This window comes from Streptomyces katrae (assembly GCF_002028425.1).
GTDB lineage: Bacteria > Actinomycetota > Actinomycetes > Streptomycetales > Streptomycetaceae > Streptomyces > Streptomyces katrae_A.
On sequence record NZ_CP020042.1, the window covers coordinates 590,415 to 603,808 of the forward strand.

The 13,394-nt window shown below is 74.7% G+C and carries 12 protein-coding genes and 2 pseudogenes; 2 read left to right on the forward strand and 12 right to left on the reverse strand.

Translation table 11 applies throughout. The features are described from left to right. Window positions 1-71 precede the first annotated feature (71 nt). Entirely contained in the window at window positions 72-830 is a 759-nt protein-coding gene (locus B4U46_RS02920; RefSeq protein WP_237292578.1) for an ABC transporter ATP-binding protein, read from the forward strand. A 118-nt stretch (window positions 831-948) separates the two neighbouring features. Here the strand turns inward: B4U46_RS02920 and B4U46_RS40565 are convergent. The 12 genes and pseudogenes from B4U46_RS40565 to B4U46_RS02980 form a co-directional block, all read right to left on the reverse strand. Further along, a pseudogene (locus B4U46_RS40565) lies at window positions 949-993 on the reverse strand (hypothetical protein); the annotation flags it as partial. After that, window positions 990-1,889: a class I SAM-dependent methyltransferase gene (locus B4U46_RS02930; protein ID WP_159402059.1), complete on the reverse strand. Its 900-nt coding sequence runs from the start codon at window positions 1,887-1,889 to the stop codon at window positions 990-992. The gene B4U46_RS02930 and the pseudogene B4U46_RS40565, both read right to left, overlap by 4 nt. Beyond that, window positions 1,880-2,629, reverse strand: a complete 750-nt coding sequence (locus B4U46_RS02935) for an ABC transporter permease (RefSeq protein ID WP_079423802.1) — start codon at window positions 2,627-2,629, stop codon at window positions 1,880-1,882. The genes B4U46_RS02930 and B4U46_RS02935 overlap by 10 nt, the downstream gene beginning before the upstream one ends. A 1-nt stretch (window position 2,630) precedes the next feature. Beyond that, window positions 2,631-3,656 carry an ABC transporter ATP-binding protein gene (locus tag B4U46_RS02940; RefSeq protein WP_079423804.1) on the reverse strand — a complete coding sequence of 342 codons (1,026 nt, stop codon included), beginning with the start codon at window positions 3,654-3,656 and terminating at the stop codon, window positions 2,631-2,633. Then, complete coding sequence (locus B4U46_RS02945; RefSeq protein ID WP_079423806.1) at window positions 3,653-4,414, reverse strand: type II CAAX prenyl endopeptidase Rce1 family protein; 762 nt, start codon at window positions 4,412-4,414, stop codon at window positions 3,653-3,655. The genes B4U46_RS02940 and B4U46_RS02945 overlap by 4 nt, the downstream gene beginning before the upstream one ends. Beyond that, the gene (locus B4U46_RS02950; RefSeq protein ID WP_079423808.1) at window positions 4,411-5,184 is read right to left on the reverse strand and encodes a CPBP family intramembrane glutamic endopeptidase; all 774 of its coding nucleotides are present in this window, start codon (window positions 5,182-5,184) and stop codon (window positions 4,411-4,413) included. The genes B4U46_RS02945 and B4U46_RS02950 overlap by 4 nt, the downstream gene beginning before the upstream one ends. Then, window positions 5,159-6,523, reverse strand: a complete 1,365-nt coding sequence (locus tag B4U46_RS02955; protein ID WP_079423810.1) for a YcaO-like family protein — start codon at window positions 6,521-6,523, stop codon at window positions 5,159-5,161. The genes B4U46_RS02950 and B4U46_RS02955 overlap by 26 nt, the downstream gene beginning before the upstream one ends. Beyond that, a complete protein-coding gene (locus tag B4U46_RS02960; RefSeq protein ID WP_079423812.1) occupies window positions 6,520-7,608 on the reverse strand; it encodes a hypothetical protein in 1,089 nt (362 codons plus the stop codon). Before B4U46_RS02960 ends, B4U46_RS02955 begins: the two co-directional genes overlap by 4 nt. Window positions 7,609-7,611: 3 nt before the next feature. Beyond that, entirely contained in the window at window positions 7,612-8,562 is a 951-nt protein-coding gene (locus tag B4U46_RS02965) for a SagB/ThcOx family dehydrogenase (RefSeq protein ID WP_079423814.1), read from the reverse strand. Between the two features lie 356 nt (window positions 8,563-8,918). Next, the gene (locus tag B4U46_RS02970) at window positions 8,919-9,704 is read right to left on the reverse strand and encodes a metallophosphoesterase family protein (RefSeq protein WP_079423816.1); all 786 of its coding nucleotides are present in this window, start codon (window positions 9,702-9,704) and stop codon (window positions 8,919-8,921) included. Further along, a complete protein-coding gene (locus tag B4U46_RS02975; RefSeq protein ID WP_079423818.1) occupies window positions 9,701-9,961 on the reverse strand; it encodes a BON domain-containing protein in 261 nt (86 codons plus the stop codon). The genes B4U46_RS02970 and B4U46_RS02975 overlap by 4 nt, the downstream gene beginning before the upstream one ends. A 277-nt stretch (window positions 9,962-10,238) precedes the next feature. Beyond that, window positions 10,239-10,685, reverse strand: a pseudogene (locus B4U46_RS02980) (tRNA (adenosine(37)-N6)-threonylcarbamoyltransferase complex transferase subunit TsaD); the annotation flags it as partial. Window positions 10,686-10,892: 207 nt separating this feature from the next. Here B4U46_RS02980 and B4U46_RS40255 point away from each other — a divergent pair. Beyond that, complete coding sequence (locus B4U46_RS40255; protein WP_079423820.1) at window positions 10,893-13,379, forward strand: MDR family MFS transporter; 2,487 nt, start codon at window positions 10,893-10,895, stop codon at window positions 13,377-13,379. Window positions 13,380-13,394 lie beyond the last annotated feature (15 nt).

Genomic DNA, 13,394 nt, shown 5'->3' on the forward strand with positions numbered 1-13,394 from the left:
CGGAAGGGACTTGCGTGATTGGCGGGACAGATGCGCAAATGCGGTCGGAAGTCCGAAGCGGGGGGAGCACGGTGACGGAACACCAGCACACGACGACGGTCGCGGTGGCACAGCAGGAGGACGGCACGCCGATCGTGGCCGCCGAGGAGGTGCACCACAGCTTCGGCAGCGGCGCGCAGACCGTGCACGCCCTGCGCGGGGTCTCCTTCGAGGTCCGCCGCGGCGAACTCACCGCCCTCCGGGGCCGGTCGGGCTCCGGCAAGACCACCCTGCTCAACCTCCTGGGCGGCCTGGACACCCCCACCGGCGGCCGGATCACCCTCGACGGCACCGACCTGGCCACCCTCGACGAGGCGGGCCTGCTCGCCCTGCGCCGGGACCGGATCGGCTTCGTCTTCCAGTCCTTCGGGCTGATCCCCGTCCTGACCGCCGCCGAGAACGTGGGCGTGCCGATGCGGCTGCGCCGCGTCCCCGCCAGGGAGCGCGAGGAGCGCGCCCGGACCCTGCTCGCCCTGGTCGGCCTCGCGGACCACGCCGACCAGCGCCCCGGTGAGCTCTCCGGCGGCCAGCAGCAGCGCGTGGCGGTGGCCCGCGCCCTGGCCAACGACCCCGACCTGATCATCGCGGACGAACCCACCGGCCAGCTCGACCTGGAGACCGGCCGGTCGATCATGGAGCTGCTGCGCGCGGTGGTGCGCGGCAAGGGGGTGACCATCCTCGTCGCCACCCACGACCCGAACCTGATCGAACTCGCCGACCGCGTCGTGGAACTGCGCGACGGCCGCATCGTCGCACCCGGCGCGGCCGCCGCGGCGCCCGCCGCCGGGTAGGGGGCCGCGCGCGGGTCAGCGGGCGACCCGCGCGCCCGCCCTGCTGCCGGCCCCCGGCAGCCCCGCGGGAGCGGTAGACGACGTAGGGGCGGAAGACGTAGCCGAGCGGCGCGGTGAAGGCGTGGACGAGCCGGCTGAACGGCCACAGGGCGAACAGGGTCATGGCGAGCAGCGCCGCGATGCGGGGGTACGCGTCGGCCGGCAGCCGGGGGCAGGCGCACTGCGGCTCAGCCACAGCACGCCGTCCGGAAGCCGGCCGGTCGTCCCGCTTCCGCGGGCGGGTGGCCGGGCCGTGGGCAGGGGTTCGAGGTGTGTGCAGTGCCAGCCGGTGGTCTCGAAGGCGTCGAGGTCGGGGAGGCCGTGCAGGGTCAGGGGCGTTCCGGCGGAGCGGGCGGCGGCGGTGAGGGTGCGGGCGGAGGCCGGCGAGAGGACGTCGCAGATCCACGCGCCGCCGGCGCCGGCCACCTCGGCCGCCGCGGCCGCCAGGGCGCGGACCTGGCCGGCGGTGAGGTAGGTGAGCAGCCCCTCGGCCAGGAGGAGGGTCCTGCGGCCCGCCGTACGGGGCCGCAGGAGCGCGCTGAGGGCGGCGGGGTCGCGCAGGTCGCAGCGCAGCCGTTCCACCGGGACGCGGGCCGTTGCGGCGGGCAGCAGGCGGTCCTTGAGGTCGAGGACGGCGGCGCGGTCGACCTCGATCACCCGGCAGGAGGCGGGCCAGTCCAGGCGGTGGGTGCGGGCGTCGAATCCGGCCCCGAGGTTGACGCAGACCTCCCAGGCCCCGTCCCGGAGCGGCCCGGACAGCAGGCGGTCGATCACCAGGGTGCGGGCGACGACGACGGACGGGCCCGCGGTGTTCCGGGTGACGCGGACGACGCGGTCCGGGCAGAGGCGGGCGAAGCGTTCGGCGTAGGGATCGCGAAGCGCGCCGTCCGGCTCGGCGCTCGCGCGGGCCCGGGCGAGCGCGGTGAGGTAGGCGGTGGCGGGGACCCCCTCGGGGGCCGGCGGGGAGGCGCCCGCCGGCCCGGGGGGCGGCGGGGAGGCGGCCGGCACCGCTACTCCCACCGGAACAGCCGTGCGGCGGCCGCCGTGCCCAGGACGACCACGCCGGCCAGTACGCCCAGGTCGAGGGCGACGTCGGCGGCGCCGTCCAGCCAGGCGTGCTGGAGCAGCTCGACGGCGTAGGTCGCGGGCAGCGCGGCGCTGACGGTCTTCATGGCGTCCGGGAAGATCTGCAGGGGGATGGTCGCCCCCGACAGGAAGATCATGGGGAAGTAGACCAGGTTGGCGATGGCCACCGCCGCCCGTTCGGACCGGGCGACCGCCGCCACCACTCCCCCGAGCGCGTACATGGCGAGGGCGCAGAGCACCAGGGCCCCGGCCGTCGCGGCCGCCGCCCCGGGGGTGGCCGGCAGGTGGAGGCCGAAGAACAGGTACCCGGCGGCGACCAGCAGCAGGGCCCCGAGCAGGGTCAGCGCGAGGTTGACCAGCCCTTGGGCGACGAGGAAGGCGGACGCGTCGACCGGCGTCGCACGGAAGCGTTTGAGGACCTTGCGGTCGCGGTACTCGGCGAGCCCGAGCGGGAAGCTCATCAGCCCGGTGACGGCGACGACCAGGACCAGGTAGGCGGGCACCGACATGTCCACCGTCCCGCGGCCGTCGAACTGCGCGGACGGCTCGTTGCCGTAGATCCCGCCGAACATGCAGAGCATCAGCACGGGGAAGGCGAGGGCGAAGAAGACCGGGGCGAAGTTGCGCCGCATCCGCCGCCATTCGAACCGGACGATCGGCCACAGCACCGGCATCTCAGGCCCCTTCCTTCGTGACGGTGGCGCCGACCAGCCGCAGATAGGCGTCCTCGAAGCCCGGGGTACGGCGGCTCACCGCCGACGCCGGGAGTCCGGCCCGCGCCACCAGGCGCACGATGCGGTCGTAGTCGGCGGGGTAGCTGCCGGCGAACTCCGGCCGGTCCGGCGCTCCGGGCAGCCGGGTCAGCCCGAGGCCGCCGAGCTGCTCCTCGATCCCGGCGGGCCGGCCGGTGCCCGGGCCGGGGTCCCCGAGGTCGACCAGGAAGGTGGACGGGCCCGCGTGCGCCTCGGTCAGCTTCGCCGGGGTGTCGAGCGCGACGAGCTCCCCGGCCCGCAGCACGCCCACGCGGCCGCACAGCGCCTCGACCTCGTCCATCGCGTGCGAGGTGAGCAGCACCGCGATCCCGCGGGCGGCGAGGTCGAGGACCGAGCGCCAGGTCTCCCGGCGCTGGTGCGGGTCGAGGCCGGTGGTCAGCTCGTCGAGGACGACCAGGCGGACGTCGCCGATCTGGGCGAGGGCCACGGCCAGCCGCTGGCGCATGCCGCCGGAGAGGTCGGCGATCCGGCTGCGGCGGCGGCCGGCGAGGCCGAAGGCCTCCAGCAGCGCGGCCGCGGCACCGGGCGCCCGGTAGATGGCCTCGTAGAGGTCGCACAGCTCGCCGACCCGGGCCCGGCTGGGGAACTGGGACTCCTGGAGCTGCATGCCGAGCAGGCGGGTGACCGCGTCGCGGTCGCGGCGGGGGTCGTGGCCGAAGACCGTGACCCTGCCGCTGCGGACGGGCCGCAGGCCGCCGACGGCCTCGACGACCGAGGTCTTGCCCGCCCCGTTCGGCCCGATGAGCCCGAACACCTCCCCGGGGCGGATCCGGAACGAGACGTCGCGGACCGCGGTGAACGTGCCGTAGGCGACGGTCAGCCGGTCGGCGTGCACGACGGCGCCCTCCCCCGCCCCCGGGGCCGGTCGCGATGCGGCCGCCGCCGGGTCGGCGGACGGCTGGTCGGCGGACGGCTGGTCGGTGGTCACAGGCTGAGCCTCCCGGGGGTGGTGCGCGCTGCCCGGGTCGGGGAGGCGCTGAGGTTGGTGTAGAAGCCGGCGAACGACATGTGCAGCACCAGGGCGGGCAGCACCCCGCCGGTGGCGAGGGTCAGCAGGCCGCCGACCGCGCCGAGGACGAGGCTGGAGGTGCCCAGCACGTACGCCTGGGTACGGGTGGACACGAGGGCGACCTGGCCGGCCGCGAACAGGCAGGTGCTGAACGCCAGGGCGAAGGCGGGGCCGCTGCCCAGTGCCCCGAGCCCCAGCAGGACCACCCCGCGGAAGAGCACTTCCTCGAACAGCGCCGCGGCCGCCGGGACGGTCCACCGGTAGTGCCGGGGCAGGGCGAGGACGGAGGCGATCCACTGGATGCGGGCGATCTCGCCGGGGACGTCGGTCCGCGGGCGCAGCCGGTAGAGCAGGGACACGCACAGGATGGTGCTGCTGGAGGTGCCGAGGACCGCCAGCAGCAGGGCGAGCGCGGCCCCGGGTCCGGGAACGGTGAACAGCCGGCCGGGCGCGAGGGGCGTGGACGCCAGCAGCGCCGCCAGGGCCAGGGCGCCCAGGACCAGGTACACGAGGGTGCCGAACACCGCGAAGGCCGCCTCCGGGCGCAGCCGGGTCCGTCCGGCGAGCCACAGGGCCGTCCGCCGGCGCCGTGCCGGATCGTTGAACGGCAGCCGGTACAGGGCCAGCCAGACGGCGACCGCGCCGGTGGTGAGCGCGGCGAAGGCGGGCACGCTCATCCGGCGGCCTCCCGTCCGGCGGCGGCGCGGGCCCCGCGGTCCCGCTGCCGCTCCCGCTCCTGGCGGACGCCCAGGGCCAAGACCGCCCCGTTCTGCGCGAGGTGCGCCACCAGGGGCACCGCCAGGCTGCCCGACACCAGCATGAGCAGTCCGAAGACCACCCCGGACAGGGTCTTCTGCGCCACCGCGCGTCCGCCGAAGAACAGGTGTCCCCCCGCGTACGCCACGGCGGCCACCGCCACCGCGACACCGGCCGGCAGGTGGAGGCGTTCGTGCAGGACGCCGATCCACAGGCCCCGGTACAGCAGTTCCTCGGCGACCGCGGTGGCCAGGACGGATGCCGCGTACCCCCCGCCCGCCGCGCCGCCGTCCCGGTGCACCGCGAGCCGGGGCAGCCCCGCCCCGGCAGCCAGCCGGGGCACCGCGCCGACCGCGAACTCGCCGCCGACCAGCGCCGCTCCGGCCAGGGCGGCGGCCGGCAGCCAGAGCACGCCGGGCAGCCGGCCGGGCAGCGCCCCGGGCAGTGCGCCGGTCAGCCCGCCGGTCAGGGTGTCCGGGAGGAAGCCGCCGTCGGCGGCGACGGCGAGGGCCGCTGCCGTCACCACCAGGTAGGCGGCGGGGACACCCACCAGCCCCCTCCGGACGGCCCGTACCCGGTCCGCCCCCGCCTTCGCGGCGGGGCCGAACGCCGTCGCGACGCGGATCAGTTCGGCGGGCGCGACGGTGGCCGCAAGCACCAGCAGCTCAAGGGAGCGGGTGGGGGACCACATGGGTCACACCCCCGTGCTCTCGTATCCGCGGGTGGCCCTTCGGCGGGAACCCGGGCAGGCACATGCTCAGCAGCTCCGGGATGACCGCCCGGACCACCCGCCACGGGGTGTCGGCCAGCTCCGGCGGGGTGAAGTCCAGGTAGCCGGCGAACTCGCTGACACCGGCGAGGTCCTTCAGGAGCCGGCGGATCGCGGCCGTGTCGTCGTCGGCGTATCCGGGCAGTCCGGCGAAGCCGGTCCGTCCGTCCACGCGGCTCTCCACGGCGGCGAGTTTGCGCCGCGCGTCGCCGGGGGCGGCGAACCACAGCACGTTGGTGTCGAGGTCGGTGTAGGCCGAACCGGCCTGCGCGAAGTGCACGTTGGGCAGGTCGAAGACGGTGCTGAACATGCCGATCCCGAGGATCGCGGTCGCCTCGGCCGCGCCGCGCAGCAGCGCCCGCCGGGGATCCGGGTCGGCCTGGAGCCCGAAGGCGATGTAGGGCAGCTTGCCGTCCCGGCGCACCAGGGTCACCCCGATGTTCGGCAGCGGCAGTTCCGGCCGGGTCAGCAGGCTCGCCCGTACCTCGTACGGGCCGTCCGGGTGCAGGCCGGCCGCTTCGAGCAGCGCGTGCCCGTCCGCGTCGAGGTCGATCAGCGGCGCCTTGGCGCCGGTGTACCAGTTGAGGATGAACGCGTCGATCTGCACGGCTTCGACGAGTGCGCCGAGGAGCGCCTTGTCGAGGGACACGTGGGCCGCGGTCCCGGTCGAGAAGGAGGGGGTGAAGAGTTTGTCGGCCGCGCCCGGGTCGCTGCGGAAGCCGAGGAAGACCAGTTGCGCCGGCAGGTACACCTCCTCCCCGGGCCGGGTGAGCGAGGGACATGCGATCCAGGCGACCACGTCGTCCTCGCCCGGTGGTTCGGGCGCATACCGGTGCATCATCCGGGCGAGCTGCGCCTGCTGTCCGGCGTCGAAGACGCCCAGCAGCTCCAGGGGCAGGACGCGGTGCCGGGAGGACAGCGACCGGTACGAGGCGTACTCGATCCGGTCCGCGAACAGCAGCATGGCCATGATCGCCGCGTAGCGCTCCACCGCCTCACCGGTGAGCCGGGTCACCGCCTCCTCGTGGGTCGAGCCGTAGCCCGCCAGGTGGTACTGCATCTGCATGTGCGGGTCGTCCAGCGCCAGCCGGTGGTACTGGGGCATCGCGGCCGTGGCCGAGCGCAGGTACGGCTCGCCCTCCACGGCGGCGACCGAGACCAGCATGCCGGGCAGGATGCCGCCCTGGTTGCCGCCGATCCGCTCGTAGCGGGCGAGTGCGGCACCCATCCCGGGGTGGCCCAGGAGCGGGATGGCGCTCATCGGCCCCCTCCGAGCGCCTCGCGCACGTGCCGGTCGACGATCACCCGGCTGCTGAAGTTGATCTCCCGTACGACGTCCCGGGCGACGTGGCCGCAGGCCGGACAGGTCCCGATCCGCAGCACGTCCTGCGCCTGGATCTCGTAGGTGGGCAGGTAGATGCTCAGCGCCCGGCCCAGGAAGCGCGAGGTGCCGAGCGAGCGCAGCAGCACGGCCTCGTTGACCAGATGGGCGCAGACCAGCGACTCCACGCCGTTCGCCCGTCCCGTGCCGCGCGGGGCCGTGGCCCCGGCCATGGTGTGGTAGCCGATGTGGTCCTCCAGCCGGGCCAGGGAGCGCTGTTCGAAGCACTCCAGGCAGCCGGTGCGCGGACTGTCGGCGCCCACGACGGTGGCGAACGGGCCGTCGACCAGGCCGACGACCACCGGTTTCTCCAGGTGGCAGGCGAGCCGGTTGAGGCCGCGCAGCGCCAGGATCGAGGCCTGCCCGAGGTGGACCACCAGCGCGTCGCAGTGCTCCACGGTGGCGCTCAGCCGCTTCAGCGCGTCCGCCGCGGCCAGGCCGCCCGTCCCGGAGGTCAGGTCGGCGGCGTGCAGCCCGTCCAGGAAGTCCGCCGGCAGCAGCTCCAGCGGCAGGTCCAGGGCCTCGGCCTGGGCGGCCACGTACGCGGAGGCGCTGGGCGAGTCCGCCGCGAAGGCGACCGTCGCCGCGGCCGGTTCGCCGGCGCCGTACAGGTCCAGGTTGCCGAGCAGGGCCCGGGCCATCTCCCCGCCGCGCTCGGACGGGCGGTCGTGGGCGAGGAAGCCGGCCTGGCGCAGCTCGTTGACCGCCAGCTCCAGGTTGGCCCGTTCGACCGGGGTCAGGCCGGCGGCGTCCGCGAACGTCCCGTCGGCCGCCTTGCCCGCCGCCAGCGTCTCGAAGAGCGCGGTCATCGCGGCCCGGACGGCCGCCGACTCGGCCCGCAGGTCGACGTTGACCTCGGAGAAGTTCCAGATCCCCCAGCGCAGCCGGATGACGCCCGGTTCCACGGCGAGCAGCCGGACCGAGGTGGCCAGGAGGACTCTCGAATCGGAGGGTGCGAGGGTCATGGCTCAGGCCTCTCCGTGTCCGAGGAGGGTCAGGTGGACCACGTGGCGCGAGGTGCCGTCGCAGTCGAGTGCCCGTTCCAGCGACTGCTTGTCGTACCCGCCCTGGTCGCAGCCGATCAGGCCGAGCGAGGTCCGGGCCAGGTGCACGTTCTGCGAGATCCCGCCGACCTCGATCAGCCCGAACACCAGCCCGCTGTCCCCGTACTTCTGCGAGTTGGAGTACAGGTCGTAGACGTAGACCAGGGCCAGGGCGGCCTTGTCCGCCTCCACGTCCTTGGTCTGCAACTGCCGTGCCAGCTCGACCGGCTGCGGCACCGGCCGGTACGGGAACAGGGTGTGGCTGTGCGGCTGGTACGCGTACGCGCCCGGGGCCAGGCCCTTCACGTGCTGGGCCAGCACCGCCACCCGGACCGGGTACAGCCCGCCGCCCGAGGGCGCGTTGCGCAGCGCCACCGCGGCCTCGCCGTCCTGGGCCGTCGGCACCGGCAGGCTGCCCGACACCCCTTGCGCGTGCCACAGCACCGTGGCCAGCTCCTCCAGCGACACCGGCTTCCCCGAGAAGCCCCGGCCGCTGCGCCGGCCGGCGACGGTGTCCGTCAGGCCGCTGCGCAGCCGCCGGTGCGGGGGCAGGGCGATCGCCCCGTCCAGCCGCTCCTGGAGGTCGCCGTGCGCGGTGGAGAGGACGGCGTCGTGGCCGTAGAACCTGGACACGCCCAGCTGCATCCCGAGATCGCGCCCACCGCGGCGGTGGTTGAGCAGTAACTCCTCCCCCACGAAGCCGTGCACGGCCGGACTCCAACGCCCCCGTACCACCGACTCCGGCGCCCGCACCACCGTCGTCGCGCTGTACATCGACACGGAGGTGTGCTGCTGGCCGAAGGCCGCCACCGTCGCCATATGGCTGTTGCGGTCCAGGTGGTCGGATACGGCTTCCTGCGAGTCCTTCAGTGACATCTCGGCCTTTCCTTCGACGACGGTCCGCGCTCGGGACGGCAAGGACGTCGAGCGGGGCCGGCGACCCCGCCCGACACCGGCGGCTACCAGCTGCAGCAGGAGCTGCAGCAGCAGTTCCCGCCACCACAGGTGGTGCTGGCACCCGGAGCCACCTGGACGAACGCACCGCCCGTGGCGGTGCTCCCGACCTGGCCGGAGAAGCTCAGCATTGTTTCCTCACCTCCCATCGAGGACGCGAAGAACGAGGCCCCGACCCGCAGGCCGCCTGGAGCGTAGCAGCCGCCAAGGGTGGCGAGAAGCGGTCGCGCGCAGGCTCAACTCCCTTTGTTGAGAGCCCAGTTGAACATCCCTCGCGCTCACGCCCGGCCCGGGGCCGCCGCCTGCCCGGAGGCCTGAGTGGCGGGCGACGGTGCTGCGGGGTGCGGAGTGAGGTGGTAGACGGCGTACGCCCGGTCTATGACCGGCATGGCCACGTTGCGGACCCTGACCCCGCCGGCCGTGATCCCGTGCTCGGTGCCCAGGTGGGCGTGGCCGTGGACGGCGAGGTCGGCGCCGATGTCGTCGATGGCCTCGGCGAGGAGGTAGCTGCCGAGGAAGGGGTGGATCTCGGGGGGTTCGCCGGCCAGGGTGTCCGGTACCGGCGAGTAGTGGGTCAGGGCGATCCGCAGGTCGGTGCCCGCCTCCGCCAGGGTGGTGAGGGCGCGGCGGAGCCCGTCGGCGCAGGTCCGGGCGTGCCGCATGAAGGCCTTCATCTCCGGTTCGCCGAAGTCGCTGCCGGAGCGGCCGGCGTATCCCCCGCCGAATCCCTTGGCCCCCGCCACCCCCACGGTGGTGCCGTGGAGGTCGAGGACGACGGCTTCCCCTTCGAGGACGGTCACCCCCGCTTCGGCGAGGACGGCGGTGAGCTCGCGCGGCTGGTCGCCGTGGTGGTCGTGGTTGCCGAGTACGGCCACGACGGGCACGGGCAGGCCGGCGACCTCACCGGCGACGACGGCGGCTTCCCGCGGCGTGCCGTGGCGGGTGAGGTCACCGGCGAGGAGGAGCAGGTCGGCGTGGTCCCCCAGGGTCTCGAAGGCCGGCCGGAGGGTGCCCTCGCAGCCCGGCGCGAGGTGGATGTCCCCCACGGCCGCGACGCGGATCACGGCAGGTCCTCCTCGCGGTCGGGCGGACGGGCGCTGACGACGGTGAGGTCGTGGCGCCATGCGAGCGGGTGCAGGGATTCCGCGGCGATGCGGAGGATCGTCTCGCGGCAGTCCGCGCTGGACACCGGCCCCCAGACGAGGACCGTGGGGCCGCGCAGCTCGACGCGGACCCCGAGTTCGGCGATGTCCTCCTGCGCCAGCCGCTCACGCAGGTGCTGGGCCCGGTACTCGGGCAGTGCGGGGTCATGGGGACTCATGTCGGGCCTGCTTTCCGGCATCGATGGCTCGGTTGGCACGTGCCCCCGGCCACGCGGCACAAACCCGGGCGGCGGGCCCGCCGGGCGCCGGGTGCCACTCGCCGTCACCGGACGCGTACACAGCGCTACCGGTGGGGCAGGGGCCGCTGGACATCGACGCCCCTGGCCGCGTACCCGGGGTCGCCGGGGCCTCACGGCCTCACGCCACTCCCACGGCCGGCCGGGCGACGGGGTGCAGGGCGGCGTACTCCAGGGGCGCCGACGGGTCGATGGACAGGTCGCGCACCAGGTCCCGTACGAGGAGCAGCGAGGTGTGCCCGCCGGAGACGATCAGCACCATGCACGGATTCGGCAGCGGCCCGTGCTCCAGCGTGTCGGCGGCGACGTGGCCGGCGAGGTGGTGCACGCCGTACAGCGGCACCCCGGCCGCGTACGCGAGGGTCTTCGCCCCGGCCAGGCCGACCTGGAGCGCACCGGACAGGCCGGGGCCGGTGGTGACGGCCACGGCGTCGATGTCACGCAGGCGCAGCCCTGCCTGGTCCAGCGCCGCCTGCACGACGGGGCTGAAGGCCTGGAGGTGCGCGCGGGCCGCGATCTCCGGCACGACACCTCCGAAGCGCGCGTGCTCGTCCATGCTCGACGCCACGACATGGGCCAGCAGTCTCCCGCCGGACACGATGCCCGCACCCGTCTCGTCGCACGACGACTCGATCCCGAGCACCACCGGAGCTGCCACTTCAACCTCTTTCGCACATATAACGCAATTGCATATTGTGTGCAATAAGGTACTCCGTCGGCGCCCGCCCCCCGTTCGCCGGGTCGCCGTCGAGGAGGCGGAAGCATCACACCGCTGCGGCGTACCCGGGCGCCGTCGTGCGCAAGATTCGCCTACGCCCGCCGCCCCGCCGGACAGTTGGCATACTTCGTCCCCGTGGACCAGTTGATCGCAGCAGACCCGACCCACATCGGCCCGTACCGTCTGATCGCCCGGCTGGGTGAGGGCGGCATGGGTCTGGTGTATCTGGGCCGTTCCGAGGGCGGGCGCACCGTCGCGGTGAAGGTCGTACAGGCCGAGCACGCCGGCCATCCCGAGTTCCGCAGGCGCTTCGCCCGCGAGGTGGCCGCCGCCCGGCGGGTGGGCGGGGACTGGACGGCAGCGGTGCTCGATGCCGACCCGGAGGCCGCCGTGCCGTGGGTGGCGACGCAGTACATCCCGGGACCGGACCTGCGCACCGTGGTCGCCGAGGACTTCGGGCCGCTGCCCGCGTACTCGGTGCACACCCTCGCCAACCGGCTGGCCGTCGCCCTGAGGGCCGTGCACGAGGCGGGCCTGATCCACCGTGACCTGAAGCCGTCCAACGTGCTCGTCACCGTCGACGGCCCCCGTGTCATCGACTTCGGCATCGCGCGGGCGATGGACAGCCTCACCGGGGACAGCCTGCACACCCGCACCGGCATGCTCATCGGCTCCCCCGGCTTCATGTCTCCCGAACAGGTCCGCGGCCGCGAACTCACCCCCGCCAGCGACGTCTTCTGCCTCGGCGCCGTCCTCGTGTACGCCTCCACCGGACGGCTCCTGTTCGGTGCCGCCGACTCCGGGCTGAACGCCCACCTCTTCCGGGTCGCCGAGGAGGAACCGGACCTCACCGGCGTTCCGCAGCCGCTGACCGCACTCGTCCGCGCCTGCCTGGAGAAGGACCCCGCCGCCCGGCCGACCCCCCAGGAGGTGGCCGACCGGACGGCGGTCGAACAGGCCGGGGAGTGGCTGCCGGGCACGGTGCTGGCACAACTCGGCCGCCGTGCCGCGAGGTTGCTGGACTGGGCCCCCGAGACACCCGCCGGGGAACCCGCCGCGCTGCCGGACCCCCGTATCCCCTCGGTGCCGCGCCAGCACCAGCCGGAGCCCGGGCCGCCCCCGTACGCGCCCACGACCCCGGCCACGGCCGCGGCGCGGTCCGTCCCCGCGCGGGGCTTCGGGCCGCCCCCGGCCGCCCTCCCCGGCCCGGCGGCCCCGCACCCCAGGCGTTGGTGGGGCCTGGGCGTGATCGCCCTGACGCAACTGCTGGTACTGCTCGACGTGATGGGCTTCAGCATCGCCCTGCCGACCGTCCAGGCCGATCTCGGCTTCGCCGGCGACGGCTGGAACCCGGTCACGGTCTACTTCCTCGCCTTCGCCGGGCTGCTGCTCGTCGGCGGGTACCTCTGCGACCTCGTCGGCGCCAAGCGGACCCTGATCACCGGCGTGGCCGGCTTCGCGGTGGCCTCCGTGCTCTGCGGCTCGGCCGGCGAGCCCGGTCTGCTGATCGCGGGGCGCGCCCTGCAGGGCGCCTTCGCCGCCTTGCTGACACCGGCCGCACTGTCCCTGGTGTCCACCGGTTTCCCCGACCCGAGGGAACGCGCCCGGGCCTTCGGGATCTACGGGACGGTCGCGGCCGGCGGCGGGGCGCTCGGGCTGTTCGCGGGTGGCTGGCTCGCGGAGCTGGCGTCCTGGCGGATGTCTCAGTACGCCGCCGTCCCGCTCGCGGCCCTCGCGGTGACCGGCGCTGCCACCCTGCTGCCGGGCCGCCCGTCGGACGATCCTGCCCGTTCCGACCGGTTCGGCGTGCTGCTCGGTTCCGGCGGACTCGCCGCCCTGGTCCACGGCATGGACGAGGCCGGGCGGCTCGGCTGGACCACTCCCCTGGCCCTTGGCCTCCTCGCGGTGGGCGTCCTCCTGCTCATCGCCTTCCTGTGGCGGCAGACCAGGACGTCCGGCACCCCGTCGGCCGGGCACCTCAGCTGGGACGGCCACCGCGTCGGCTGTGCCCTGGTGATGGTCCTGACCGGCGCCGGCCTCCTGACGCTGCTCCCCGCACTCACCGTCTACCTGCAGTACGTCTTCGGGGCCGGCCCTGCCATGACCGGGGGGATGCTCCTGCCCCTGGCCGCCGCGGCCGGCCTCACCGCCACGCAGGTCTCGGCGCGCCTCCAGCACCGCACCGCGCCCCGCGTGCTGATCGTGTCGGGACTGGTCATGGCCGCCGCCGGGACGCTGGTCCTCGCCGTCGCCGACGCCGGCAGCGGGTACGGGCCCCATGTGCTGCCCGGCATGCTCCTCGCCGGATCCGGCGGCGGTCTGGCCCTCGGGCCGCTCTTCTCCACCGCCACCTCCGGCGTCGCCCCGCAGCACTCCGGCGCGGCCTCGGCGGTCGTGCTCATGGCCCAGCAGGTGGGCGAGGCGATCGGCGGGGCACTGCTCGTGACCCTCGTCAGCGCCCGTCTGGCCGCTTCGTCGGACGAGAACCGGTCCGAGCAGATGCTGCGCGGCTACACCGACACCCTCTGGTGGGCGGCCGGCGCCCTGCTGCTGGCGGCGCTGGTGGCCGGCCTGCTGGTCAAGACCCGGGCCCCCGGGCCGGCCGGCGTCAACGCCAGGTGACCGGCGCCGGCTGGT

Coding starts and splice junctions, on each gene's coding strand:
- B4U46_RS02935 (WP_079423802.1), bottom strand. CDS start 2,629: ATGCCGGTGCTGTGGCCGATCGTCCGGTTCGAATGGCGGCGGATGCGG.
- B4U46_RS02945 (WP_079423806.1), bottom strand. CDS start 4,414: ATGAGCGTGCCCGCCTTCGCCGCGCTCACCACCGGCGCGGTCGCCGTC.
- B4U46_RS02950 (WP_079423808.1), bottom strand. CDS start 5,184: ATGTGGTCCCCCACCCGCTCCCTTGAGCTGCTGGTGCTTGCGGCCACC.
- B4U46_RS02955 (WP_079423810.1), bottom strand. CDS start 6,523: ATGAGCGCCATCCCGCTCCTGGGCCACCCCGGGATGGGTGCCGCACTC.
- B4U46_RS02960 (WP_079423812.1), bottom strand. CDS start 7,608: ATGACCCTCGCACCCTCCGATTCGAGAGTCCTCCTGGCCACCTCGGTC.
- B4U46_RS02965 (WP_079423814.1), bottom strand. CDS start 8,562: ATGTCACTGAAGGACTCGCAGGAAGCCGTATCCGACCACCTGGACCGC.
- B4U46_RS02975 (WP_079423818.1), bottom strand. CDS start 9,961: ATGAGTCCCCATGACCCCGCACTGCCCGAGTACCGGGCCCAGCACCTG.